Genomic DNA, 21,961 nt, shown 5'->3' with positions numbered 1-21,961 from the left:
ATAGCCGGGGAACCGGAGCTGGAGTGAAGGGTGTGTCCCGTACCATGGGTGCGGGACACACCCTTTTTCGTTGAAGCGGCACATTCTTGGGGGAAGCGCATGCAGACAGCTCTGTCAGGACGTAGCCGGATTTCGGGGCTTGAGGTCTACCTGCCACCGACGCGGCTGGATACGGCCGCCGTCGAACGCCGCATTGCCGAATCCAGCCCTGGCTTCCGCGTGCCGACAGGTCTGATTGGCCGGGTCACGGGGATCCGCTCGAGGAGTGTCATGTCCCCGACGGAGCAGGCGTCGGATCTGGCCGCCAACGCCGCTGCCAAGGTCCTGGCGGAATGCGGATTGCAGGCACCTGACGTGGACCTGCTGGTCTTTGCCTCTGCCAGCCAGGACATGGTTGAACCCGCTACGGGACACATGGTGGCAGCGAAACTGGGACTTTCATGCCCTGTGATGGACGTCAAGAACGCCTGCAACAGTTTCCTCAACGGTATGGAGGTTGCCGACGCTCTGATCGCCGGAGGGCGCTATGGGAGGGTTCTGGTGGTCACGGGGGAGTCGCCTTCCCGGGCGGTGCGGTGGTCGGTGCCGGACTTCCCGACGTTCGCCTCCAGCTTCCCCGGGTACACCATGAGCGACGGCGGCGCAGCAGTGTTGCTGGAGGCCGCGGTTGATCCCGCCGCAGCTGCAGACGGGGCGGCCGGAATCCTGGCCATGGGCTTCACCGCGCGAAGCAGCCATTGGTCCGTGGGTACCTTGGCGGCGGGAGGGTCGGCCTTCCCCCGTGATCCAGAGGCCAGCTACTTCAACATGGACGGGGAAAAGCTCAAGGATGCGTTCTTGGACCTCGGCTCCGACATCCTTGATGCGACTCTCGCGGAGATGCACCTCGCGTGGACGGACTTCGCTGTCGTCTGCGTACACCAGGTCAGCGCACCGTACCGGCAAATATTCGCCGAAGGTGCCGGTGTGCCTGCGGACTTGCTGGTTCATTCCGTTGAGGACTTCGGAAACCTCGCCTCCGTCAGCCTTCCATTGCAACTGAAGCTTGCCGTGGACAGTGGCAGGGCCGGACCCGGGGACCTGGTGGCGTTGGTCGGTTTGGGCGGCGGCGTGAGCCTGGGAATGGCGGTGGTGCGGCTGTGAGCCCGCAAGAGATTCGCAACAGGCTTGCGAGTACGGCTTCCACAAAGTCCTTATGCGTGGCCATGCCGATGCTCAATGAAGAGAAGCTGGTACGGCAGGCACTGGATTCGCTGGCGGCGCAGACGTTTCAGGATTTCACGGTAGTGGTGGTGGACAACGGCTCCACGGATCTCAGCTGCGCCATCGTGACTGAGTTCGCGTCAGCGCACCCGGGGATGGATGTCCGATTGGTTCACGACAGCGAGAAGGGCACGGGCGCGGCAGCTGATACCGGCATGCGCTTCGGCGTGGAGCACGGTGCGCGCTGGCTGGCCCGCACCGATGCCGATTGCCTGGCCGCACCGGACTGGACAGAGCGGATCATGGCTGCATTCGATGACGGCCTGGAGCTGGTTGCCGGACAGCTGAATCCCAGGGAGGACGAGGGCATAACTGCCCGGGAGCGGATCATGATGTTGTTGGCCGTCGAGGTGGCGTCGTTCTTCGGCCGGATCCGCCCGGGAAACAAGGGCGAGGGATACTTGGGTCCGTACCAGATGCTTCCTGGTTGCAACATGGCCATCACCGCAGACATGTATCACCGTTCAGGGGGTTTCCCCAGGACCAGGATCGAAGATCTCCATGAGGACCGCGCCTTGTCCAACCGGGTGCGTAAATTGACGCGCAACTACGCCCTTCGACGCGATGTTGTGGTGTTCGGTTCCTCCCGACGGGTCAAAGCGTGGGGGCTGAAGAACACTCTCGCCTGGTACGCGGACCACCGGTACCGCCCCGAACACGTGGATATCCGGTGATGCGGGGCCTTGCAGCGATCAACCCGCAGTGTACGGCGGAACGTTGGGAGCGCCGCGTCCATCTGGGAGCCCACCCCGTGTTGTATCCCGTGATCCGCGGCCTGGGTGCCATGGGTCCTGTGGTTCGCATCCCGGGACTCGGTGTGCTGGTCAGCGAAGCGGGACTGGTTCGGGAGGTGCTGATGAGCCAGGACGCCTACGTCAAGAACGGCCCATCAGGCTCGGGTGCGCTGTGGACCCCCGTTGTGGGGCCCAAGGCCTTGGTGAACATGGATGGTGAGGAACACAGGCTGCTGCGGCGGCGCCTGGGTGACCTTTTCACTCCCCGCTCCGTGGAGGGCATCGTGGAACCGGCAGCGGCAGCTCTGAAGGCGCGCCTGCACGGTGATTTGGACGCGAACGGCCGCGTGGATCTGGTGGACTGCGTCAAAGAACTGGCCGGCGGGGTCATCTCGCGCCTGCTGGGGGTTCCGGACGATGCCCCGGGGAGGCTGGCGGACAGGGAGCTTTTCGACCTCGGCTCCTCCATCTCGTCGCTTGTCCGCCTGGGCCGGCCGACGCTGACGGCGGGCCAAGTGGCCAGGGGAAAATCCGCCGTCGCGGTTTTGGCTGGACCGGTCCGGACGGCGTACAGGGAAAGCGACCCGGATACCTTCCCCGGCAGGCTGCGTGAGCTCGGTATGGCAGAGGACGAAGCCATGGGCATCATCAGTGCGTTCGTGATGGTGGGCACCGAGACGCTGGTGTCGTTTGTGCCAAGGCTGGTGGCGTTGCTTGCTGACAGTGGACGGCTCAGTGAACTGGCCGCGGACAGGTCCGTTGTTCCGGCCGCCGTCAACGAGGCCCTGCGCTTCACGGTTCCTTCGCCCATGATGCTGCGGGACGCAGTGGTTGATGGATACATAGGCGGTACGAAGGTCTTCGCCGGGGACAGGATCCTGCTCTCAACCATCCACGCAGCCAAGAGCCTGGGTGGATTTGATCCGGCACAGGCAACACCACAGCAGGCACGTCAACTGTGGTTCGGTGCCGGACCGCATTTCTGTATCGGCATGCCGCTTGCCATGGCGGAAATCAACAAGACGCTCGAGCTGCTCCTGGACATGTACGCCCAGCGGCCGTGGTTGATCGCTGCCCGCCAGGTCAGCAGGGGAGTGCTGATTCCCGGGTATCGGAAGTTGGAGTTGGCCCATGCCTGACGAGACACCCGGCCTACCCCTGATGGCAGAGGATCTGATCACCGCCGTCTATGCCGTGGCGGACCGTGTTCCGGACCGTCCCGCCATCACGGCACCAGGCAAAAGCCGGCCACCGTGGGCACGGCGGAGAAACGACGGCGTCCGGCCCGGTCGTACCATCACGTACCGCGAGTTGGTGGATGGCATTGAGGCCACGGCCCGGCGTTTGCAGGATGACGGATTCGGGACAGGGGAGCGGATGCTCTTCTCGGTCCGTCCCAGTCCCGAAGCGTTCATTCTGGCACTTGGAGCCGTCAGGGCGGGCGGCTCCGTGGTGTTCATCGATCCCGGCATAGGGCCTTCGCTCTTCCGGGACCGGGCAGAACTCGCTGCGCCGCGCTGGGCCGCGTCGGAGTCACTCCTGTATGCCGTCAGCGCCAGGAGCCCGCTCCGTCCCATCGCACGCGGCCGCGGCCTGCTGCTCCCGGACTACGGGGCCATGGATGTCCGCCACTACTACTCCGGGCCGTGGCTCCCCGGCGTCCCCCGCGGCGCTTCGCCGGTAAAAGGGCTTGCGGCAACACTCCCTCAGGGGCAAGAATCCGCCAGACCCACAGAAACGGTGACCGAACAGGAAGCGGTGATCATCTTCACCTCCGGTACCACCGGCTCACCCAAAGGGGTCATTCACACGAGGGGTTCCCTGGCAGCAGGTTTCGGGCAATTATCGACGCGTTGCAGCTTCGGTGAGGGGGACCGGATCCACTCCGAGCAGCTCATGATGGGCCTTCCGGCCTTGATCGCCGGCGCCCACTGGACGATGCCCGGTTATGGTTTCTCGGCTCACATCGACCCGCTTCGCCTGGCCGGCGAGTTGGGTGCCGTGGCCGGCAAAGAAACGTCGTACGACGCCGCCACGCACCTTTTCCTGGTGCCCTCCCAACTGGCGCCCATCCTGGACGCCATCGAAGACGGTTCCGTCACTCTGCCCGCGACACTGAGAACAGTGATGCTGGGGGCCGCCCCCATCCTTGCTCCCTTCCTTGAACGGGCAATGAAGCTCCTGCCCGGGGTCGGGTTCAAACTCATCTACGGCATGACCGAGGTGCTGCCCATCGCCATTGCCGATGGCCGGGAGAAACTGGCCTTCGCGTCCGGCGCCGAAGCCGGGTTCACTGCGCCCGATGGCAGCGGTGAGGGCGACTTCCTCGGGGAGCCGCTGCCCGCCGTCGGGATCCGCGTAGCAGCCGACCACGAGCTGTTCGCCCGTGGGCCGAACATGTGCCGTGGCTACTTGGGCGAGGACCCCATGGTGGAGCACGCCACTGGCGACCTCGTCCGGCTGGACCACGGAGGAACCGGTGCGCCCAGGCTGGTCATGATCGGACGCAAGAAGGACATGATCATCCGGGGTAAGACAAACATCTACCCCGCGTTGTATGAGCCGGTCATCGCAGCTGTGCAAGGGGTCCGGACTGCCGTCATGGTGGGGGTACCGGACACTATCGGAGACGAGGCGGTATGGCTGGCGGTGGTCCCTGAACCGGACCAATCCGCTGTTGAGCTGAAGTCTCGGCTGGCCAGGGAACTGCCCATGCTCATCGACGAGTCCGCCCTTCCGGACCATATCGAAGTCGTGGAATCCATCCCATCCTCCGGCAGGCACAGGAAGCCGGACCGGGTGGCCCTGCGCGGGATGTTTGCCGCACGCCGGGACCCCGGGGAGGCCACGTGAGGATTGCAGTGACAGGCGCGACGGGGTTCGTTGGAGGAGCCGTGGCGGATGCGGCTGAAGCCCGTGGCTGGGACGTCGTCCGCTATGCCCGCCGCCAGGGAGAGGGCTTGGAGTACTGGGACCTGGCGGGGCTGCCGCCTGCCCGGCTTCCGCACGTGGATGCGGTTGTCCACGCCGGTGCCCAGGTGGCCGACTGGGGAGACGCTGCCGTTTTTCACCGGGCAAACGTCGAGGGGACAAGGGCGGTCGCCGAAGCGTTCGCCGGGACACGCCTGGTCCATATCTCAAGCTCCAGCGTCTATCCGTGGTGGGAACCATGCGTGGATCGCCCCGAAGATGAGGTTGCTGCGCGACACCTGAATGCCTATGGACGCAGCAAGGCGCTCGCCGACGTCGAAGCCAGGAAACACGGCGATGCCGTGGCACTGCGTCCCCACGCCGTGTACGGCCCGGGTGACCGGACGCTGTTGCCCCGCCTCGTCAGCAACATTCGTGCAGGGCGGCTGCTCAGCATCGGGCACCCCGGGGTGAAACATCAACTGACCCATGTAGACAACCTGACACGGGCCGTCCTGGCCGCCTGCCAGTCGACGGTGCGCGGTGCGGTGAACGTGGGGGATGCCCAGCCTGTGGAGCTGGGGGCTGTATTGCGGCAGGTACTCGATGTTTCAGGACGCAGCGACGTCCCCGTCACCTACCTTCCGGAGCCCGCGGCCATGGCGCTCGCGGCCGTTTCGGAAGCAGCTTCGCGGGCTACGGGCCGTGCTCCGAAGCTGACCCGCTACGCCGTCAGCCAGGTAGGAAAGCAGCGGACGTACCGTTTGGACCGGCTGCGGGACGAGCTGGGAATCGAGCCAATTTCGACCACGGTCTCCGATGCGGGAAAATGGTTGGAGCACGGGGCCTGATCGGTCCCAACAGCAAACCTTCCAGAGGAGAACATGGCGTTCGGTCAGCCCCGCATTGAATATAAGAACAACGAGCAGATGCGTACGATGCAGCAGGCCGGGCTTGTCCTGAGCAGGGCACTGGACGCTGCCGTTGCGGCTGCCAAGCCCGGCGTCACCACCAAGGACCTGGACGACGTCTTTGCAGCAGTCCTCAATGACGCAGGAGCCAAGTCCAACTTCCTCGGATACCACGGGTTCCCGGCGACCATCTGCGCCTCCGTCAACGAGGAAGTGGTCCACGGCATCCCCGGTGGACGCGTCCTCCAAGACGGAGACATCATCTCCATCGACGGCGGCTGCATCGTGGATGGCTGGCACTCCGACTCGGCGCGGACGGTCATCGTGGGCACCGCGGATCCCGAGGACCAGCGGCTGTCGGACGTCACCGAGGCCGCCATGTGGCGGGGTATCGCTGCCTTGGCCAAGGGCAAGTTCGTGGGAGACATCGGAAACGCCATCGATGACTACGTCTCCTCGGTCCCGGGCAAGCCGCTGGGCATCCTGGAGGACTACGTCGGCCATGGCATCGGTTCCGAAATGCACATGGCACCTGATGTCCTGAACTACCGGACCAGCCACCGTGGTCCGAAGATCCGCCCGGGCTTGTGCCTTGCGATTGAGCCAATGCTGGTTCGCGGCGGCATCGAAACGGCCACCCTCGACGACGACTGGACCGTGGTCACCACTGACGGCAAGCGTTCCTGCCAGTGGGAGCACTCCGTAGCAGTGCATGAAAAGGGCATCTGGGTGCTGTCCGCCCCCGATGGAGGCGCAGAGCAATTGGCGCCCCTCGGCGTCGTGCCTGTCCCCATCCCGTAACTGCTCCAAAAGGAAGAGCGCGGCTACCGAAGTAGCCGCGCTCTTTTGTTTTTTCCAGAGGGGTCAGGACTTCAGCTTCGGCTTGACGTCCTTGGTGTAGATGCCCTCAAGCGTCTTCTTCAGCTCGGTCATGGTCGCCTGGACATCGCCCTGCTGCGTGAGGATTTTGGCTGCTGACTTGGCCATTTCCTGATCGGCGCCCGGCAGGAACACGCGGGCGTTGTCCTGGACCTTGGTGGCAGCGAGCTGGTCCATGGCTGTCTTGATCTGCGGAGTGGCCGCGAGAACAGAGGACATGTCTGCCGAGAGCCTGGTGGGCATGTAGCCGGTGGCGGCTGAAAACGCGGCAGTGTTCTCCGGCTCGGTCATGAATTTAAGGAAGGTTGCCGCGGCCAGCTGCTCCTCCTTGGTGATGCCGCTGGGAATGCCGAGACCCGCACCGCCGGTAGGGCAGACGCTGCTCGGGACCTCGGGACCGCCGGGAAGGAACCCGACACCCACGTTGAACTTGGCTGCTTTCAGGACCCCCAGGAGCGAACCCGTGGAAGAAATGGTGGACGAGGTGATTCCGGCGGCAAAGTCGTCAGCGGCCTCCTTGGATGAAACACCGGCCCAGCCATCCTTGTAGATGGAGTCCTGGGCCCACTGAAGCGCGGCCACGGATTCCTTGGAGTCGCAGGTGATGTCCCAGCCCTTGGACCAGGCACCGCCCCAACCCCACAGGTTGTTCTGCAGCGTCCACCCGGCATAGCCCGCCAGGGCCGGGTAGATGTAGGCGTACTGCGCTCCGGAGGTGGCCTTGAGTTTGGGAGCCCACTCGGCGAACTCCTGCCACGTGGCCGGTGCGCGGTCCGGCAGGCCTGCTGCCTTGAAGTGGTCCTTGTTGTAGTAGAACAAGGGGGTGGAACGGCCGTACGGAAGGGCCCATTGCTTGTTGTCGTACTTGTAGTCGTCGACCAGCGATTTCTGGAAGTCGTCGATCTTGATGTCCAGCTGCTTCACCAGGCCATCGATGGGGATGATGCTGCCGTTGGAGAAGTAGCGGAACCACCAAACGTCGGAGAGCACAACCAGCCCGGGCAGACCGGTTTTGGCTGCCTGGGACGTCTGGAACTTCTGCGCGATCTCTTCATAGTTGGCGCCCGCGGTGACCAGGTTGACCTTGATATCGGGGAACTTGGCGTGGAACTTCTCGATGATCGCCTTTTCCACATCCTGCGACTTGCCGGGGTGGTTCGTCCAGAAGTCGATGGAGGCGGCCGGCTTGACGCCACTGAAGTCGATAGTGGCGGTGTCGACGGCGTCTGCCGTGCCCGCCGTCGACGGTCCGCCGCATGCGGCGAGGGCCGCTGCTCCGGCTCCGAGGCCTGCCAATCCCAGGAAATGGCGGCGGTCAAGGTTGGTGCGCATGATGCTTCCTCTCAATTACTGACTTTGATGCGAATGGTGTGGTGGAGAATCAACCGGTGACACTGCCTTGGGTCAGACCGGCAACGATGTAGCGCTGGAGTGCTGCGAAGACCAGCAGGATGGGGACGATCACCAGTACCGCGCCGGCCATGAGGATTCCCCAGCCGGCTCCGTTGCCTTCGGAGTTCTGGAGGAGGGTCAGTCCTACCGGAAGCGTCATGGTTTCGGGCCGGTCCGTGATGATGAGGGGCCAGATGTAGTCGTTCCATTCGCTGACCACGGTCACGAGCGCCACGGTGGCGATCGACGGGACGGACACGGGAACGATGATCTGCCACAGCCTGCGCCAGTGTCCGGCGCCGTCAATCTCCGCCGCTTCAAGGATCGACGGCGGCAGCGTCAGGAAGTGCTGGCGCAGGAGGAACGTGCCGAACGCCGTGCCGAGCCCGGGAAGGATGATGCCCCACAGGGTGTTCTTTCCGCCCATGCCGGCGATCAGGATGTAGTTGGGCAGGATCGACACCTGCGCGGGGACCATAAGAGCCACAAGAATCAGCACGAAGATCACGTTTTTGAACGGGAAGCGCACGAACACCAAGGCATAGGCGGTGAGGATTGCCAGAACCACTTTGACCGACGAGCCCACGATGGTGACGATCAGGCTGTTGGCGAAGAACTGTGCGAACGGAACGGTGGTCATGGCCGTGACGTAGTTCTGCAGGTTCAGTGACTGGGGAAGGATCCGAAGGTCCATGGTGACGATTTCGCCGGGTTGCTTGAAGGAACTCAGGAGCATCCACAGCAGCGGCAGGAAGACCACCAGCGTTGCGACGATCAGGGGAACATAGCCGGTGGCCACGGTCTGGAGGAGATTGGACCTGGACAGGGGGTTGGGCCTGGCGGGCGGACCCTCCGGTGAAGCAGTCTGTTGGGGTTCTTCACGCACGACGACGGGTGCAGGGGCGCTCATGAATAGTGGACCTTTCGCTCAACGAACCGCAGTTGGAGGACGGTGATGACCAGCAGGATGGCGAAGAGGATCACCGAAATTGCGGCCGAATAGCCTGCCCGGTTGTATGCCCCGAAGGCCTGCAGGTACGCCTCGTAGATCAGCGTGCTGGTGCCGTTGCCCAGAGGGGTCATGATGCGGATGAGGTCGAAGGCCTGCAAGGAGCTGAGCATGGTGGTGATGAGCAGGAAGAACGTGGTGGGGGAGAGCAGCGGCAAAGAGATGTTGAAGAACCGCCGGAAACTGTTGGCACCATCCAGTGCCGCGGCCTCCATCACGTCGCGGGGAAGGGACTGCAACCCTGCCAGGAAAACCACGGCGCAGTAGCCCAGGTTCTTCCACACGTAGACGATGATGACCATCACCAGGGACAGCTGCGGATCGTTGATCCATTGCGGGCTCTGTTGCCCGAGTCCGCGCAGGATCCAGGCCAGCACTCCGTAACCGGGATCGAAGATGAACAGCCACACCAGGCCGACGCCCACTCCGGAGAGTACGTAGGGCGCGAACACCGCTGACCGGGCGAAGGTGGTTCCACGGACTTTCGAATTGAGCGCGAGGGCCACCAGTAGGCCAAGGATCATGGAGCCGCCTACGGTGAACACCGTGAAGATGGCCGTGGTTCCGAGGACCTTGGACGCATCCTCACTGGTGAAGAACGTGACGTAGTTCTGGAGCCCGACAACGGTGGCCGAGGCCGAGCCCAAGGTCCAGTCCAGTGTGGAGTAGTAGATGTTGATGATCAGGGGCCAGTAGGTAAACGTGCCGATCAGGATCAGGTTGGGCAAGGCCATGGCAAGGAACACCACGAAGTCCTTGCGGCTGCGACCGGACCAGCGTCGTCTTGCGGGCACGGCGGTGCTGTTGTTCATCAAAGGGACAGTCATGTATTACTCACGGTTTCGGCGGAATGCGGGGCGCCTGCTCCCTGCCAGGGGCGGCGAAGACAGGCCTAGCTCACCACATTGACGCCGCGTGCCCGGGCCAAAATGGTCCTTCGTAGCGAGAGTTGTCTTACACTTCCGGACCCGTTTACCGGGCGTTACTCACGAGTTCGTATTTGAGGTTCGACTCCCGTTTCATGACCGGCCCGGGGGTGGAGAATGGACCCATGACGGCGATCACCGATGTCCCGGGTATCCGGGTTGGGCACATGCAGAAGAACGACGGCGGGTGGCTGAGCGGCGTTACAGTCGTCCTTCCGCCACCGGGAACCGTGGGTTCCATTGACGTCCGCGGCGGGGGCCCTGGCACACACGAGACCGACGCCCTGGACCCGACCACCTTGGTGTCCACGGTCGATGCCGTGGTCTTGACCGGCGGCAGTGCTTTCGGTTTGGCTTCGGCCACGGGTGCCCAACTCTGGTGTGAGGAACAGGGCCGCGGCTTCGCCGTCCCTGGAACTGTCGTGCCGATCGTTCCCGCTGCTGCCATCTTCGACCTCGGGCGCGGTGGCGACGTGCGCGCCCGACCCGATGCCGACATGGGTTACCGGGCAGCTGCGGCAGCGTTCGCCTCAGGCGACCATGCCGCCGTCGAACGTGGAAACGTCGGCGCGGGGACCGGTGCCGTTGTTGCCCGCGGACAGTACAAAGGCGGTGTGGGCAGCTCCTCGATCACTCTCGACGGCGGCGTGATCGTAGGTGCGCTGGCGGTGGTTAACGCGCTGGGTTCGCCCCAGTTTGGTCCTGCGGACCTGCAGCCCTCTGCGCGCTCGGTCGTTCCTCCCATAGACGCGCGCGGCCGGGCTCCAGTCCCGCAGGCCGAGGATAAGCCAGCGCGGGTCGAACCCCAGGGACTCAACACCACCCTCGTGGTGATCGCTACTAATGCGGTGCTGGATGTGGCTGAGTGCAAGCGGACTGCCTCGTCCGGGCATGCCGGGCTGGCGCGGGCCCTGGATCCTTCCCACACCCTCGCGGACGGAGACACCATTTTCGCCCTGGCCACAGGCGCCGTCGCTCTTGACCGCAGCACCGAACAAGCGCGGCAGGTATCGCTGATCACCCTCCAAAGCGCGGCGGCCGAGGCGGTCCGGTTGGCCATTCTGGACGGCGTCCTGGCGGCCGAAAGCATCACGACGGCGGCCGGTCACTTCCCGGCTTATCGCCAAGCGGGGGAGTGACGGCGGGGGACACGTGCGCTACCATGGTCGGATTTAACTTTCCAGCCCGATTGGCGTAGAGTTATTTGTTGGTTGTCTGTGCAGCCGCGCCCTTTTTGGTGTCGTGGTTCCAAGGCGGCCAAGCAAACAAAAAAACGTCCGCTGGATCTTCGGTGCCTCATCGTAGGACGGTGGCAAACAACAGTTAGCGGAGGATATGGCCAAGAAGGACGGGGTCATTGAGATCGAGGGCGTTGTGACTGAGGCGCTGCCCAATGCGATGTTTCGCGTTGAGCTCACCAACAAGCACGTCGTTCTCGCACACATCTCTGGGAAGATGCGTCAGCACTACATCAGGATTCTCCCAGAGGACCGGGTAGTGGTGGAGCTGAGCCCATACGACCTCACACGTGGTCGTATCGTCTACCGCTACAAGTAAATTGCTGGGCGGCAGGGCAATAGTGCCCAAGCCGCTCCAGCAGATCAACTGCAAAACACGCAAAGGAACGCCATGAAGGTCAAGCCGAGCGTCAAGCAGATCTGCGACAAGTGCAAAGTGATCCGCCGTAACGGCCGGGTCATGGTGATCTGCGAGAACCCGCGCCACAAGCAGCGCCAGGGCTAATTCCCCTTCCGGGAATCAGCGCCCGCAAGGGCAAACCTGGGTTGCTAGCCCACGCAAGTAAATAAAGGCAGCACAAGCTGTGCCAGGACTGCATTACAGAGCCTGGTCAGCGAACCCCCGGTCGGAGGCTGGGGCCGCACGGAACGTGCGGGTGTACTGCCTACGACCTCCGGTTTATTCAAGGAGTACCGCCACTATGGCTCGTCTCGCTGGCGTAGACATTCCCCGCGAAAAGCGGTTGGAAATTGCGCTTACTTACATCTACGGCGTGGGCAAGACCCGTGCACACGAAACCCTGGCTGCCACCGGCATCAGCGCTGACGTTCGCGTCAAGGACCTGACTGACGCCGAACTGGTTCAGCTGCGTGACTACATTGAAGGCAACTACAAGGTTGAGGGTGACCTTCGCCGCGAGGTAGCCGCTGACATCCGCCGCAAGGTTGAGATCGGCAGCTACGAAGGCCTGCGCCACCGCAAGGGCCTGCCCGTACGCGGACAGCGTACGAAGACCAACGCTCGTACCCGCAAGGGCCCGAAGCGCACCGTCGCCGGCAAGAAGAAGGCCGGACGTTAATCCCTCGGGATTGACCTGGTTTTCCCCCGATAACTTTCTGTAGGAGAAACAATGCCCCCGAAGACTCGTGGAGCGGTTCGTAAGCCGCGTCGCAAGGATAAGAAGAATATTGCGCTTGGCCAGGCGCACATCAAGAGCACCTTTAACAACACCATCGTGTCCATCACGGACCCGAACGGTGCTGTTATCTCATGGGCTTCCGCCGGTGAGGTTGGCTTCAAGGGCTCCCGTAAGTCCACCCCGTTCGCTGCCCAGATGGCTGCCGAAGCTGCTGCAAAGCGCGCCCAGGAGCACGGTCTGCGCAAGGTTGACGTCTTCGTCAAGGGACCGGGATCCGGACGCGAAACCGCAATCCGTTCACTTCAGGCCGCTGGCCTCGAGGTTGGCTCCATCCAGGATGTCACCCCCAGCGCCCACAACGGTTGCCGCCCCCCGAAGCGCCGCCGCGTCTAATTAGGTCTTCCCTGCCTGACTGGCCGGGCCTGCTATGGAGGTTTTGCTTCCATCAGCATGGCCCGGCTGGTCAGGCTGGAAACCGAAGCCGATTTCCACCACCTGTGTTGCGTCATATAGCGGATGCTCGCCGAAAGGAAACCTAAGTGCTCATTGCACAGCGCCCCACCCTGTCTGAAGAAGTTGTATCCGAGAACCGCTCCCGTTTCATCATTGAACCGCTGGAGCCGGGCTTCGGTTACACCCTCGGAAACTCCCTCCGCCGTACCCTGCTCTCCTCCATCCCCGGTGCCGCTGTAACCAGCATCCGGATCGATGGCGTGCTGCACGAGTTCACCACGGTTCCCGGTGTCAAGGAAGATGTCACTGAGATCATCCTGAACATCAAGAACCTTTCGGTTTCCTCCGAGCACGATGAGCCGGTTGTTGCATACCTGCGCAAGCAGGGCCCCGGAGTCGTCACCGCCGCGGACATTGCTCCGCCGGCCGGCGTCGAATTCCACAACCCGGATCTGCACATTGCCACTCTGAACTCGAAGGGCAAGTTCGAACTCGAACTGACCATCGAGCGCGGCCGTGGCTACGTTTCGGCAGCTCAGAACAAGTCCGGCGACTCCGAGATCGGCCGTATTCCGGTTGACTCGATCTACTCGCCGGTCATGAAGGTAACTTTCCGCGTGGAAGCTACCCGTGTTGAGCAGCGCACCGACTTCGACAAGCTCATTGTCGACGTCGAGACCAAGCAGGCAATCGCTCCCCGCGATGCTGTTGCTTCCGCAGGCACCACCCTGGTGGAACTGTTCGGTCTGGCTCGTGAGCTGAACACCGCAGCTGAAGGTATCGAGATTGGCCCGTCGCCGACGGACGCTGCCCTGGCAGCCGACATGGCTCTGCCGATCGAGGATCTGGACCTCACCGTCCGTTCCTACAACTGCCTCAAGCGTGAGGGCATCCACACCGTGGGTGAACTCGTTGCCCGCTCCGAGGCTGACCTGATGGACATCCGTAACTTCGGTGCGAAGTCCATCGACGAGGTCAAGGCAAAGCTCGTCGAACTGGGTCTGTCCCTCAAGGACTCCCCTCCCGGTTTCGATCTCGCAGCCCGCGCCGCAGCCATCGAAGAGGACGACGCCGCGTTCAGCGACGACGAGCTCTAAACAGCAGATCTTGGCCGCCGGGTCCAGCAATGGACCTGACCGGCTTACACAACAGGAGAAATAACTATGCCTACCCCCACTAAGGGTCCGCGCCTCGGAGGCGGCCCGGCTCACGAGCGTCTGATGCTCGCGAACCTGGCAGCTGCTCTGTTTGAGCACAAGCGCATCACCACCACGGTCACCAAGGCCAAGCGCCTCAAGCCGTACGCAGAGCGTCTGGTCACCTTCGCCAAGCGTGGCGACCTCGCTTCCCGCCGCCGCGTTCTCGGCCTGATCAGCGACAAGGGCGTTGTCCACGAGCTGTTCACCGACATCGCCGGCGCCGTTGCCAACCGCGATGGTGGCTACACCCGCATCACCAAGATCGGCAACCGCAAGGGCGATAACGCTCCCATGGCTGTCATCGAGCTCGTTCTCGAGCCGGTTTCCCCGAAGCAGGCCGTTGTTGCTGAAGCAACCGCTGCTGCTGCCAAGGCTGCTCCGGCTGCCGAGGAAGAGGTCGTAGAGACCGAAGCCGTCGAAACCGAAGCTGCTGAGTCTGAAGAGGCTCCTGCCGCTGAAGTCGCTGAGACCGAAGAGGCTCCGGAAGCTGAAGCTGCTGAAACCGAAGAGGCTCCGGCCGCTGAGGACAAGAAGTAATTCACTGAATTCTTCACAGTAGACTTAAGTCTATGAACGAACGAAAACCCGCTGCCCCCGTTATGGGGGGCGGCGGGTTTTTGCGTGTCCGGCTGGATCTTTCGTACGACGGCGGCCCGTTCAGCGGCTGGGCATTGCAGCCGGGGCTGCGTACCGTGCAGGGTTCTTTGGAAGAAGCACTGGCGCTGTTGTTGCAACGACCCGTCCGCGTTACTGTTGCCGGCCGCACCGATGCCGGCGTCCACGCCCGCGGCCAGGTAGTACATCTCGATGTCACCGAAGCCGAGTGGCTCTCACTGCCGCGTGGCCACGAACTTGATCCCGCCGTCGCCCTTTTGCGACGCCTCCGCGGAGCCTTGAGCCGTATCCTCGGCGACCTCACCGGTGCAGTGGAAGTGCACGACGCCGGTCTGGCGCCGGAGGGTTTCGACGCGCGCTTCTCGGCGTTGTGGCGCAGGTACAGTTACCGGATTGCCGACGGTCCGGGGAGATGGGACCCGGTGCTCCGTGGGATCACGCTGTGGCACAAAGCGCCCTTGGATGTTGCCTTGATGAACCAGGGTTCCCGGTCCTTGTTGGGGCTCCAGGATTTTCGTTCCTACTGCAAACCCCGGGAAGGTGCCACCACCATCCGTGAGCTGCAGAAGTTCTCGTTTGATCGCGGAAGCGACGGCGTCATCGTGGCTACCGTTCAGGCTGACGCTTTCTGCCACAACATGGTGCGTTCGTTGGTTGGTTCGGCTCTGCGGGTGGGGGAGGGGCTGGAAACTCCTGAATGGCTGCACTCGCGGCTGTTGGAGCGCCGACGCGATGCCAAGTCGGTGCTCGCCGCGCCTCATCCGTTGGTCCTCGAAGAAGTGGCCTACCCGTCGGACAGTGAGCTGCTCGCCAGGGCTGAATTGACGCGGGCCCGGCGGGAGTAGCCTTCCTGTCCTCGCCCGGATGTTGTTAGCCCGGACGTTGGAGGACCCCCTCCCGGCTCTGGGTACCGGAAGGGGGCCGTTGTGGCACTCCGTGGTCTGGGATCCGCGAATTGCCGGTCTATGGGTGGGGTGATCCTAGAAGGAACCGGCCAGGTTATTCATGACGTTGAGGACCGCCGGACCCATGATCACGATGAACAGCACGGGCAGGATGCAGAACATCAGTGGGAAGAGGACTTTGACAGGCAGTTTCATGGCCTGTTCCTCGGCTCGCTGACGCCTCTTAACCCGCATCTGCTTGGCTTGGGTGCGTAGGACGTTGGCGATTGCAATACCGTAGGTATCCGCCTGCACGACTGCGCCTACAAATGCCCTTAGATCGTGGACATCGACGCGATCAGCAAGGGCAACGTAGGCTTCCTTGCGGCTGCGTCCGGCTTGCATGTCCTGAAGAGTGCGAAGAATTTCAAGGGCCAAAGGTCCGGATCCATTTTGTCCTGCCCTTGCCATTGCGCCTTCAAAGCCAAGGCCGGCTTCTACGGAAATAAGCATCTGGTCAAGGGTGTTTGGCAGTTCAGTCTGGATAGCCTTTTGACGCTCGGCAGCCCGGCCATGGATCAGAAGGTCAGGGATGAAGTAGACCAGGAAGACTGCGCCGAGGTACAGAAGGAAGCCGGGTCCGGACGGTGCCCGGAGAAGGAAGAATAGGCCGACGGCTCCCGCCCCCAAGGCCAGGATCGGCTTGAGGACAAGGAGACGTCCCAGTGGCATTCCGGCTGGACGTCCCCACCTGGCGAGTAATTTATCGAGCCAAACCGTATAAGCCTTGGGAGTCAACCGGGCCGCGAGGCGTTTCAGGGTTTCCCCAGAGGACTGCGGTCCAAGCTCGGCTGTGGCTCCTGCGCTTCGGCCAAGGTTGGTACGGACAGTGGCGAGGCCAGCTCGGTCCACTGAAATGAAAGCCCATGCCATGAAGGCGACGGGAAGAACGATCAGTGCAACGGCAGCCCAAGCGATGAGATTCATGGTCGCTCCCTAGAATTTGATCTTGACGACGCGGCTGAGCCAGAACGTACCCACGCCCAGAAGAATGACGGCGACCACCAGCATGACCCACCCGATGGGGTTGGTGAACAGCGGCCGGATGTAGGTGCCGTTGGCGAGGCTGAGGTAGAAGAACATGCCGGTGGGCAGCGCTATAAGGACGTATGCCGACAGGCGACCCTCTGCGCTGAGCGCCCGGACCTGGCCCTTGATTTGAGAGCGTTCGCGAATTGTTTCGGCTACGTGATCCAGCACTTCAGCCAGGTCACCGCCTACCTCGCGATGGATCTCAATGGCCTGCGCGGCCCACAGGAAGTCCTCGCTGTGAAGACGGCCTGCAGCCTCCATCATTGCGTCCCGCAGATCGCGTCCTAAACGGGTTTCGCCTACGATCCTCGCGAATTCGTCCCGGGTGGGTGACTGTGCTTCCTGGGCAACGGCGTCGACTGCCCGGAGCAGGCTGTGACCTGCCCTCATGCTTCCGGACAGCATCTGCAGGGTGTCGCCCAGCTGAGCCTCGAACTGCGCACGGCGCCGCGATGTCCTGACCTTCAGCACGAGGCGCGCGGCTAGTGGTACCCCGATGGCAAAGAGGATGGTTCCGATGAGTCCTCCGAGGACAAAGCCGATCAGCCCGCCGGTGACAGTGCCGCAGATGACCAACAGAACATAGTCGGCGGGTCGCATGCGCAATCCGGCCTGCTCCAAGAGGAGCCTGGTTCCCGAAGCACGGCTTGCGGATACATTGCTGTCCACCAGGGCGACGGCCGAATTCGTTACCCGCGTCAGCACCGAACCTTCATTGTCCGCGTTGGGACGCCTCCGCGACAACGCGATTTCCGAGTTTCGTGACCGCGGGATGAGGAACAGGCTGATGGCCAGTGCCGCGAGACCGAGGATCAATCCGGCGACGAGTATCAGCGGGTTGGTAGCAGTCATCGTTTTCCACCTCCAATAGCTGCTGATCCGAAGACAGACGGTGAAAGGCGGATGCCCAGGTCGGCGAAGTGATCGACGAATCGTGGCCGGACTCCTGTCGGTACCGGCCTTCCAAGGAATCGTCCGTTGGTATCCATTCCGGCGGAGTAATCGAAGGTGAAGGCATCCTGGAGGGTCACCACGTCGCCTTCCATGCCCTGCACTTCTGTCACATGGGTAATGCGCCGGGTTCCATCACGCAACCGTGAGATTTGGACGACCAGGTTCACTGCGGAAGAAATCTGCTCCCTGATTGCGCGGAGTGGGAGATCCATCCCAGCCATCAGGACCAGCGTCTCAAGGCGGGCCATGGCATCTCGCGGCGAATTCGCGTGAACTGTGGAAATGGAGCCGTCATGTCCGGTGTTCATGGCCTGGAGCATGTCCAAGGCCTCGCCGCCGCGTACTTCTCCGACCACGATCCTGTCCGGGCGCATACGCAGCGAGTTACGGACGAGATCCCGGATAGCGATCTCGCCTTTACCCTCGATATTGCTCGGACGACTCTCCAATCGAACAACGTGGGACTGTTGCAGCTGCAGTTCCACGGCATCCTCGATCGTAATGATTCGCTCGTCTGCAGGAAGAAACGATGACAGGACGTTCAGGAGGGTGGTCTTGCCGGTTCCCGTACCGCCCGAGACTATGATGTTCAACCGTGCCTGGACGCAGGCCTGCAGGAGTTCCATGATCTCGGGACTCATGGTTCCCAGTTGAACGAGATTCTGTGCGGTCAAAGGTACCCGCCCGAACTTGCGGATCGTGAGAGACGAACCACTGACTGCGAGCGGAGGAACGATTGCGTTGACGCGGGAACCATCGACAAGCCTGGCATCAACTAGCGGGGATGATTCGTCGATGCGGCGGCCCACCTTGGACACAATCCGCTCGATAATCCTGCGCAAGTGTTCTTCGGAAGTAAAGCGGACATTGGTCAGATGGAGTTTGCCGGCAATTTCCACATAGACCCTGTCCGCGCCGTTAACCATGATCTCTGTGACGTCCTTGTCGTCAAGGAACCGTTGAAGAGGACCAAGGCCCAGAACGTCGTCCGCGATCTCCTGCACGAGACGTTGTCGTTCAGAAGGCGTCAGGGGTATGTCGTCCTCGTCGATGACCGCGCGGAGTTCTTCTTTGACGTACCGGTGGAGTTCGCCTTCATCGAGGCTTGTGTCCGAAATCCGTGAGCCCATTCGATCAAACAGCGCGTTGCTGGTGCGCTCTTTAACCGCTCCCAACGCTTGGCTTGAATCCTCGGTGATTCCTCCTGGCAGCGGTGACGCAGCGAGGTAGTCAGGAACATGTGTGGTTGATATAGCCCAGGGATCGCCCGACGGCCCAACGGAAGTTGATTCTTGTCCTGTGCCCCGGACCGACTGGAGGCGCTTTGCGAGACTCATTTGACTACCGCCCTTCTGTGCAGCTGCTTGTGTGGCCGTTCTTCCCAGCCGGGCTTAAAGCGTTCAACGAGCTGGCGGAAGCCCCTGAGCGTCACGTCCTTGGCTCCGTCCTGTAGTACAGGTACGCCCCTGTTGGTCGAGTAGGGGAGCGAACGTGATCGTGGCAATGTGACGTCCACGGGGCAACCAACGGTGGCTTCCACGTCAGCCAGCGTGAGGCCACTGCGCTTATCAGCGAAATTCAGCACCACATGGCGGTGTTCCGGGATCAACCCAATCTCGTCCAGGACCTCAAGACCGTTGCGGAGCCCCCTGATGCTCGGAATGTCCATTCCGCACACCCAAACGACATCGGAGGCTCGTTCCAGTGTCGCCAGAACGTGTTCGCCAAGACCTGGTGCTGTGTCGACAATGACGTAATCAAATTCCTCGGCCAGCTGCTCAAGAAGATGCCCTACCTGATCGGCAGAAATCTGGTCAATCTGCGAGGGATTACGGGGCGCGCATAGAGCATAAATACCAGCAGGGTGCACGGTCAGATAGGACTTCAACACCATGCTGTCCTGAACTGCTGCGCCTATGACGGCATCCGCAATGGTTTTTTCGGGTTCGAGAAGTAGGCCGGAAGCTACATCGCCAAACTGAAGATCGAGATCGGCGATGACCACTTTCATCGCCGAGATACGTCCGAGCCCGACGGCCAAATTGGTCGAAATCGTCGTCTTCCCCACTCCGCCTTTGGGTGACATCACGGCAATGATCCGGCCACCTTGCCGGGTCCCGTCGACTTGGGCGCCCAATCCACGTCTGCGGCCTGCTGATGCGAGACTTGCCCGCTCAAGCAGGACACGGATGGAAGACTCGTCGGCGGTTGGGTCCAGAAGGTCGCGGATACCTGCCCGCATGGCCGGCAGCGCCACTTCGGCTGCATTCCCCGCAGCCAGGACGACGCTGATTTCGGGGTATTGGAGGTCAAAGAGACTCGCCAACCGAATGGCATCATCGACGTGGAGGCCGGGGCCAAGCACGAGGACTTCGAGCAGTTCGCCGGAGAGGACCCGGAGGACATCGTCTGGCCCCTGGGGCAGATAGTCCGCGATGATGGATTGGACATCGCCATGCAAGCCGGATGCCGCCTGCCGTACGCGCCTTTCAAACTCAACATCCGACGTGATTACAAGGAAACGGCTCATTGGAGCACCTCTGCCTTCTTGATGGTGACGCGAGCACTTTCTTTCGCATCAGTCGGTTCCTTGGTCAGCCAGATGTCCCCGTACTTGGCCCCATAGACGATCTTGGTTGCGTCGATGTCGCTCCGTGCGAGCGTCACTATGAACGAGCCCTCAGGCAGTTGGGTATTCGCCTGCTCGGAGCTTGCTTGGGCAGTGTTGGTGTTTCGAGCTGTGGCGCGCTGAACGCTGGTAACCAGGACTTTGTGGAAGACGAGCTGAGCTGACGCGTCAGCCTCTGTTTGCCCCGAATCACCGACCAGCACAACGACGCCTACGGTGTCCCCGGCAGCCAGTCGTCCGCCAACAACCCGCTGTGCGTCGAGTTGCACGGAAACTTCCTGGAGGCCCTCGGGCACCGGCACGGATCCTGGCGCGGCCAGACTGCTCGGATCCACGAGACGGACGCCGAGCAAGGCTTCACCAGGGATAAGTTCGACCCCGGCGACTTTCCCCTCAAGCCCGGATAAGGATTTGAGGGCCCCGTTTGGCACGGAAGCTGCCGGGAGGGAAGTTAGCTTGACAGCAGACTTGATCTGCTGAAGGTCGGCACCCTCTGGAATCTGTTTTTGGATGACCAGGACATCAACAGGTTGGAGGTCCTTTTGCGCGCGTGCGTCAGCTGCTTGTACGTATGTGACCAGGAGCAGTGTGCCGACTATCGCCAGCACTACCGCCACTATGCCTCCCAGTAGGCGTGTTTTCATTTCGGTTCTCCCTTATTGCACTTGGAGTTTTCTCCCAGATTGATTGCTACTTAGTGAGTTGGACGCCCAAGGCGCCGTACGTGGTTGGACCGCCCAGAGTCGCGGCCTCCGTCAGACTTACTTTTTTGATGAATGTGCCGAACAGGCCGGTGTCGCTGTTGCCCAACTTCAACGACTTCTGCAACGCCGCAGCATCGGAGGACATATACGTTGGGCCGCCACCAGTGAGATGCCAGCCTCTAAGTGAAATCTCGGCAAATGCTTCGATTTTGAAGACTTTGCCGGATGGAGCGGAATTGCAGGGGTTTGTGCCCGAGCCCTTCTTGACGGGGCAGTACGTGTTGAAGACGGGAATAAGGACTTCAACAGGTTTGCCGGCCTTGAGCTTTGCTTCCCATGAAGCGAAAGTGGAGCTGCAGGTCGAGTCAAAGTCATTGCCCGGGTTGGAATTGATCCAAGGATTGCTCACGTCGAGATGTATGGTGCATTGCCCCGTGTGATCGAGCCAGCCAAAGCCTCCGGGAACTTCGAAGCCCGAAGATGACTGGTGTGGGCAGGCGTACGCGGGGTCATCGGTCAGTTTGGTCCCATGGACCGGAAAGAACTGGAGGCCTTTGGTGAAGCTCGGGTCCGACTCACACTTGGAGAACGTCAGCGGCAACGCATCGGTTGCCTTGAAACCACCGAATTTCGCTTGCGATTTAGCTTTGATGTCGGCCGTCTCAACGCCAAGAGCGCGGGCAAACACCAGGGAGAAATGGTTATCCCCGGAGGTGCTGCGTGATTGGGTAGTGATATCGACGGTACCGGTACTGAGGTTGACTGATGCGACCGGCGCATTGCTGACGCCGTCAAGGGCATTCATGCCGGCCAGGGAGGTCGCGGCCGACGACGGAGCGGCGCAGTCGCTTGAGCTGGCGCTCTTCGCACAAGCCTGGGCGATGCCGATGGCGGCTGAGTCAGCACCATTCTGCAGTTGCGCGTGCTCGGAATACATCATCGCCACATCGACGGCGAAAGCGGTCATGCCCAAGAGCACCACCATGAGAATCGCTGTCATGGGGGCCACTGCTCCCCGCTCGGGGTCGTC

General features: G+C 62.1%; 23 protein-coding genes. 14 read left to right on the top strand and 9 right to left on the bottom strand.

Translation table 11 applies throughout. The features are described from left to right. The first annotated feature begins 99 nt into the window (after positions 1 to 99). The 6 genes from JMY29_RS14100 to map all read left to right on the top strand — a co-directional run bounded on the left by JMY29_RS14100 (position 100) and on the right by map (position 6,619). Positions 100 to 1,143 carry a 3-oxoacyl-ACP synthase III family protein gene (locus JMY29_RS14100; protein WP_189075255.1) on the top strand — a complete coding sequence of 348 codons (1,044 nt, stop codon included), beginning with the start codon at positions 100 to 102 and terminating at the stop codon, positions 1,141 to 1,143. A 62-nt stretch (positions 1,144 to 1,205) separates the two neighbouring features. Beyond that, complete coding sequence (locus JMY29_RS14095; protein WP_189075254.1) at positions 1,206 to 1,937, top strand: glycosyltransferase family A protein; 732 nt, start codon at positions 1,206 to 1,208, stop codon at positions 1,935 to 1,937. Then, a complete protein-coding gene (locus tag JMY29_RS14090; protein WP_189075253.1) occupies positions 1,937 to 3,136 on the top strand; it encodes a cytochrome P450 in 1,200 nt (399 codons plus the stop codon). Before JMY29_RS14095 ends, JMY29_RS14090 begins: the two co-directional genes overlap by 1 nt. Continuing rightward, on the top strand, positions 3,129 to 4,850 hold the full coding sequence (locus JMY29_RS14085; RefSeq protein ID WP_189075252.1) for a class I adenylate-forming enzyme family protein: 1,722 nt from the start codon (positions 3,129 to 3,131) through the stop codon (positions 4,848 to 4,850). The genes JMY29_RS14090 and JMY29_RS14085 overlap by 8 nt, the downstream gene beginning before the upstream one ends. Beyond that, positions 4,847 to 5,758: an NAD-dependent epimerase/dehydratase family protein gene (locus JMY29_RS14080; protein ID WP_229778556.1), complete on the top strand. Its 912-nt coding sequence runs from the start codon at positions 4,847 to 4,849 to the stop codon at positions 5,756 to 5,758. The genes JMY29_RS14085 and JMY29_RS14080 overlap by 4 nt, the downstream gene beginning before the upstream one ends. Before the next feature lie 33 nt (positions 5,759 to 5,791). After that, positions 5,792 to 6,619, top strand: a complete 828-nt coding sequence (gene map / locus JMY29_RS14075; protein ID WP_189075251.1) for a type I methionyl aminopeptidase — start codon at positions 5,792 to 5,794, stop codon at positions 6,617 to 6,619. Between the two features lie 63 nt (positions 6,620 to 6,682). Here the strand turns inward: map and JMY29_RS14070 are convergent, their stop codons facing one another. From JMY29_RS14070 to JMY29_RS14060, 3 genes are read right to left on the bottom strand one after another with little or no spacing between them, the layout of a single operon-like run. Continuing rightward, on the bottom strand, positions 6,683 to 8,029 hold the full coding sequence (locus JMY29_RS14070) for an ABC transporter substrate-binding protein (protein WP_018776667.1): 1,347 nt from the start codon (positions 8,027 to 8,029) through the stop codon (positions 6,683 to 6,685). A gap of 49 nt (positions 8,030 to 8,078) precedes the next feature. Next, a complete protein-coding gene (locus JMY29_RS14065) occupies positions 8,079 to 8,999 on the bottom strand; it encodes a carbohydrate ABC transporter permease (RefSeq protein WP_039242392.1) in 921 nt (306 codons plus the stop codon). Next, positions 8,996 to 9,910, bottom strand: coding sequence for a carbohydrate ABC transporter permease (locus tag JMY29_RS14060; RefSeq protein ID WP_374757489.1), 915 nt, complete (start codon positions 9,908 to 9,910; stop codon positions 8,996 to 8,998). Before JMY29_RS14060 ends, JMY29_RS14065 begins: the two co-directional genes overlap by 4 nt. A 239-nt stretch (positions 9,911 to 10,149) precedes the next feature. On the opposite strand from JMY29_RS14060, the gene JMY29_RS14055 reads away from it, so the two are divergent. The 8 genes from JMY29_RS14055 to JMY29_RS14020 all read left to right on the top strand — a co-directional run bounded on the left by JMY29_RS14055 (position 10,150) and on the right by JMY29_RS14020 (position 15,513). Further along, the gene (locus JMY29_RS14055) at positions 10,150 to 11,163 is read left to right on the top strand and encodes a P1 family peptidase (protein ID WP_179128295.1); all 1,014 of its coding nucleotides are present in this window, start codon (positions 10,150 to 10,152) and stop codon (positions 11,161 to 11,163) included. A 196-nt stretch (positions 11,164 to 11,359) separates the two neighbouring features. Further along, positions 11,360 to 11,581, top strand: coding sequence for a translation initiation factor IF-1 (infA, locus tag JMY29_RS14050; RefSeq protein ID WP_011775571.1), 222 nt, complete (start codon positions 11,360 to 11,362; stop codon positions 11,579 to 11,581). A 72-nt stretch (positions 11,582 to 11,653) separates the two neighbouring features. Beyond that, positions 11,654 to 11,767: a 50S ribosomal protein L36 gene (gene rpmJ / locus JMY29_RS14045; protein ID WP_011775570.1), complete on the top strand. Its 114-nt coding sequence runs from the start codon at positions 11,654 to 11,656 to the stop codon at positions 11,765 to 11,767. Positions 11,768 to 11,963: 196 nt separating this feature from the next. Next, entirely contained in the window at positions 11,964 to 12,341 is a 378-nt protein-coding gene (rpsM, locus tag JMY29_RS14040; protein WP_011775569.1) for a 30S ribosomal protein S13, read from the top strand. Positions 12,342 to 12,392: 51 nt separating this feature from the next. Then, the gene (gene rpsK / locus JMY29_RS14035) at positions 12,393 to 12,794 is read left to right on the top strand and encodes a 30S ribosomal protein S11 (protein WP_014922380.1); all 402 of its coding nucleotides are present in this window, start codon (positions 12,393 to 12,395) and stop codon (positions 12,792 to 12,794) included. 146 nt (positions 12,795 to 12,940) lie between these two features. Further along, positions 12,941 to 13,951 (top strand): DNA-directed RNA polymerase subunit alpha, encoded by a 1,011-nt coding sequence (locus tag JMY29_RS14030; RefSeq protein WP_011775567.1) that lies wholly within the window; start codon positions 12,941 to 12,943, stop codon positions 13,949 to 13,951. Positions 13,952 to 14,017: 66 nt separating this feature from the next. Next, the gene (gene rplQ, locus JMY29_RS14025) at positions 14,018 to 14,590 is read left to right on the top strand and encodes a 50S ribosomal protein L17 (RefSeq protein ID WP_026267001.1); all 573 of its coding nucleotides are present in this window, start codon (positions 14,018 to 14,020) and stop codon (positions 14,588 to 14,590) included. A 32-nt stretch (positions 14,591 to 14,622) separates the two neighbouring features. Further along, on the top strand, positions 14,623 to 15,513 hold the full coding sequence (locus JMY29_RS14020) for a tRNA pseudouridine synthase A (protein WP_227453537.1): 891 nt from the start codon (positions 14,623 to 14,625) through the stop codon (positions 15,511 to 15,513). 135 nt (positions 15,514 to 15,648) lie between these two features. Here the strand turns inward: JMY29_RS14020 and JMY29_RS14015 are convergent, their stop codons facing one another. The 6 genes from JMY29_RS14015 to JMY29_RS13990 are packed head-to-tail and all read right to left on the bottom strand — an operon-like array spanning position 15,649 to position 21,931. After that, the gene (locus JMY29_RS14015) at positions 15,649 to 16,539 is read right to left on the bottom strand and encodes a type II secretion system F family protein (protein WP_189075249.1); all 891 of its coding nucleotides are present in this window, start codon (positions 16,537 to 16,539) and stop codon (positions 15,649 to 15,651) included. A gap of 9 nt (positions 16,540 to 16,548) precedes the next feature. Beyond that, positions 16,549 to 17,496, bottom strand: coding sequence for a type II secretion system F family protein (locus JMY29_RS14010; RefSeq protein ID WP_189075248.1), 948 nt, complete (start codon positions 17,494 to 17,496; stop codon positions 16,549 to 16,551). Beyond that, a complete protein-coding gene (locus tag JMY29_RS14005; protein WP_039242380.1) occupies positions 17,493 to 18,935 on the bottom strand; it encodes a CpaF family protein in 1,443 nt (480 codons plus the stop codon). The genes JMY29_RS14010 and JMY29_RS14005 overlap by 4 nt, the downstream gene beginning before the upstream one ends. After that, positions 18,932 to 20,128 (bottom strand): AAA family ATPase, encoded by a 1,197-nt coding sequence (locus tag JMY29_RS14000; protein WP_189075247.1) that lies wholly within the window; start codon positions 20,126 to 20,128, stop codon positions 18,932 to 18,934. The genes JMY29_RS14005 and JMY29_RS14000 overlap by 4 nt, the downstream gene beginning before the upstream one ends. Continuing rightward, positions 20,125 to 20,871 carry a Flp pilus assembly protein CpaB gene (gene cpaB / locus JMY29_RS13995; RefSeq protein WP_229778555.1) on the bottom strand — a complete coding sequence of 249 codons (747 nt, stop codon included), beginning with the start codon at positions 20,869 to 20,871 and terminating at the stop codon, positions 20,125 to 20,127. Before cpaB ends, JMY29_RS14000 begins: the two co-directional genes overlap by 4 nt. Before the next feature lie 46 nt (positions 20,872 to 20,917). Continuing rightward, positions 20,918 to 21,931, bottom strand: coding sequence for a pilus assembly protein TadG-related protein (locus JMY29_RS13990; RefSeq protein WP_237567093.1), 1,014 nt, complete (start codon positions 21,929 to 21,931; stop codon positions 20,918 to 20,920). Between the last annotated feature and the right edge of the window lie 30 nt (positions 21,932 to 21,961).

The sequence above is a fragment of the Paenarthrobacter nicotinovorans genome (assembly GCF_021919345.1).
GTDB lineage: Bacteria > Actinomycetota > Actinomycetes > Actinomycetales > Micrococcaceae > Arthrobacter > Arthrobacter nicotinovorans.
Note: the sequence above shows the minus strand (reverse complement) of the source record. Positions and strands in the feature narration are given on the sequence as shown.

Excerpts from the sequence above, each read along its gene's own strand:
- JMY29_RS14100 (WP_189075255.1), top strand. The coding sequence starts at position 100 with ATGCAGACAGCTCTGTCAGGACGTAGCCGGATTTCGGGGCTTGAGGTC.
- JMY29_RS14095 (WP_189075254.1), top strand. The coding sequence starts at position 1,206 with ATGCCGATGCTCAATGAAGAGAAGCTGGTACGGCAGGCACTGGATTCG.
- JMY29_RS14090 (WP_189075253.1), top strand. The coding sequence starts at position 1,937 with ATGCGGGGCCTTGCAGCGATCAACCCGCAGTGTACGGCGGAACGTTGG.
- JMY29_RS14085 (WP_189075252.1), top strand. The coding sequence starts at position 3,129 with ATGCCTGACGAGACACCCGGCCTACCCCTGATGGCAGAGGATCTGATC.
- map (WP_189075251.1), top strand. The coding sequence starts at position 5,792 with ATGGCGTTCGGTCAGCCCCGCATTGAATATAAGAACAACGAGCAGATG.
- JMY29_RS14070 (WP_018776667.1), bottom strand. The coding sequence starts at position 8,029 with ATGCGCACCAACCTTGACCGCCGCCATTTCCTGGGATTGGCAGGCCTC.
- JMY29_RS14065 (WP_039242392.1), bottom strand. The coding sequence starts at position 8,999 with ATGAGCGCCCCTGCACCCGTCGTCGTGCGTGAAGAACCCCAACAGACT.
- JMY29_RS14060 (WP_374757489.1), bottom strand. The coding sequence starts at position 9,910 with ATGAACAACAGCACCGCCGTGCCCGCAAGACGACGCTGGTCCGGTCGC.
- JMY29_RS14055 (WP_179128295.1), top strand. The coding sequence starts at position 10,150 with ATGACGGCGATCACCGATGTCCCGGGTATCCGGGTTGGGCACATGCAG.
- infA (WP_011775571.1), top strand. The coding sequence starts at position 11,360 with ATGGCCAAGAAGGACGGGGTCATTGAGATCGAGGGCGTTGTGACTGAG.
- rpmJ (WP_011775570.1), top strand. The coding sequence starts at position 11,654 with ATGAAGGTCAAGCCGAGCGTCAAGCAGATCTGCGACAAGTGCAAAGTG.
- rpsM (WP_011775569.1), top strand. The coding sequence starts at position 11,964 with ATGGCTCGTCTCGCTGGCGTAGACATTCCCCGCGAAAAGCGGTTGGAA.
- rpsK (WP_014922380.1), top strand. The coding sequence starts at position 12,393 with ATGCCCCCGAAGACTCGTGGAGCGGTTCGTAAGCCGCGTCGCAAGGAT.
- rplQ (WP_026267001.1), top strand. The coding sequence starts at position 14,018 with ATGCCTACCCCCACTAAGGGTCCGCGCCTCGGAGGCGGCCCGGCTCAC.
- JMY29_RS14020 (WP_227453537.1), top strand. The coding sequence starts at position 14,623 with ATGAACGAACGAAAACCCGCTGCCCCCGTTATGGGGGGCGGCGGGTTT.
- JMY29_RS14015 (WP_189075249.1), bottom strand. The coding sequence starts at position 16,539 with ATGAATCTCATCGCTTGGGCTGCCGTTGCACTGATCGTTCTTCCCGTC.
- JMY29_RS14010 (WP_189075248.1), bottom strand. The coding sequence starts at position 17,496 with ATGACTGCTACCAACCCGCTGATACTCGTCGCCGGATTGATCCTCGGT.
- JMY29_RS14005 (WP_039242380.1), bottom strand. The coding sequence starts at position 18,935 with ATGAGTCTCGCAAAGCGCCTCCAGTCGGTCCGGGGCACAGGACAAGAA.
- JMY29_RS14000 (WP_189075247.1), bottom strand. The coding sequence starts at position 20,128 with ATGAGCCGTTTCCTTGTAATCACGTCGGATGTTGAGTTTGAAAGGCGC.
- cpaB (WP_229778555.1), bottom strand. The coding sequence starts at position 20,871 with ATGAAAACACGCCTACTGGGAGGCATAGTGGCGGTAGTGCTGGCGATA.
- JMY29_RS13990 (WP_237567093.1), bottom strand. The coding sequence starts at position 21,931 with ATGACAGCGATTCTCATGGTGGTGCTCTTGGGCATGACCGCTTTCGCC.